The following is a 1,362-nucleotide window of genomic DNA, read 5'->3' as shown; positions in this document are numbered from 1 at the left end:
GGTGACGCATAATTTCTTTCGCAAATTGACAACCGCATAGCGGAACACGGCCCGCGCCCCGTCATATGATTTCTAGCGGCTAAACAACAAATCAACGACGAAAGGGGCACGGGCCGTGTCTGCGAACATCGTAACAGTCGACGAGGAGTCGCTGCGCAAGGACATAAAGAATCTGGTGAGGAAGACCGTCGAGGAGACGCTCAACGCGCTGCTCGACGAGGAGGCGTCCGAGCTCGTAGGGGCCGGGCGCTACGAGAGGACGGCAGGCCGGGAGGCATACCGCAGCGGCCACTACGCGAGAAAGCTCGTCACCGGGGCAGGAGAGGTCGAGCTCAACGTGCCGAAGCTGCGCGGCGCGACCTTCCAGACGGCCGTTATCGAGCGCTACCGCAGGCGCGAGACTTCGGTCGAGGAGGCCATCGTCGAGATGTACCTCGCGGGCGTCTCGACCAGGAGAATCGAGGACGTCTCCGAACTCCTCTGGGGAGCGCCCGTGTCCTCCGGCACCGTCTCCAACCTCAACGAGAAGGCGTTCGCGTCCATCGAGGCCTGGCGCCAGAGGCCGCTCGAGGGCGATTACCCTTACGTTTTCGTCGACGGCATCTACCTCAAGCGCAGCTGGGGAGGGTCCTACGAGAACGTGGCCGTTCTGGTGGCCATCGGCGTCAACTCCACCGGCGACCGGGAGGTCATCGGCTGCGCGGAGGGCTACACCGAGTCGGCGGACTCGTGGCGCGAGTTCTTCTCGTGGCTCAGGGGGCGCGGGCTCTCCGGCGTGCGGCTCGTCACCGGCGACAAGTGCGCGGGGATGCTCGGTGCGCTCGAGGAGGTGTTCCCCGGGGCACGCTACCAGCGCTGCACGGTCCACTTCTACCGAAACGTGTTGGGAAGGGTGCCCGTGACCAGGAGGAAGGCCGTGGCGCGCATGCTGAAGGCGATTCACGCGCAGGAATCGCGCGAGGCGTGCTCGAGGAAGGCGGCGGAGGTGGCGGACGAGCTGGACGGGATGAGGCTCGGCGCGGCCGCGAGGACGGTGCGCGACGGCTTCTCCGAGACTCTCGCCTACACGGACTTCCCGCCGGAGCACTGGCGCAGAATCCGGACCAATAACGGTATCGAGCGCATCAACCGCGAGATCAGGCGGAGGACGAGAGTCGTAGGGACCTTCCCGGACGGCAACTCGGCCCTGATGCTGGTGACGGCGAGGCTGAAGTACATCGTGGAGCACGAATGGGGCAAGAGGAGGTACCTGGACATGTCGAAGCTGGAGGAGATGGACGAGCTGAGCAAGGAGGCGGAGGGCTAGAGCAAGGCGGGGCCGAGGCCGCCTCGATCAATTTGCGAAAGAATCTTGACGGTACC

1 protein-coding gene is annotated in these 1,362 nt (G+C 64.8%); it reads left to right on the top strand.

The window, feature by feature from the left end; genetic code table 11:
- The first annotated feature begins 115 nt into the window (after positions 1-115).
- Entirely contained in the window at positions 116-1,306 is a 1,191-nt protein-coding gene (locus DXD24_RS09995) for an IS256 family transposase (protein WP_117564810.1), read from the top strand.
- Positions 1,307-1,362: the final 56 nt, after the last annotated feature.

It is taken from the genome of Collinsella sp. TF12-2AT, from assembly GCF_003436735.1.
Lineage (GTDB): Bacteria > Actinomycetota > Coriobacteriia > Coriobacteriales > Coriobacteriaceae > Collinsella.
This window is presented reverse-complemented; position numbering and strand designations above follow the sequence as displayed.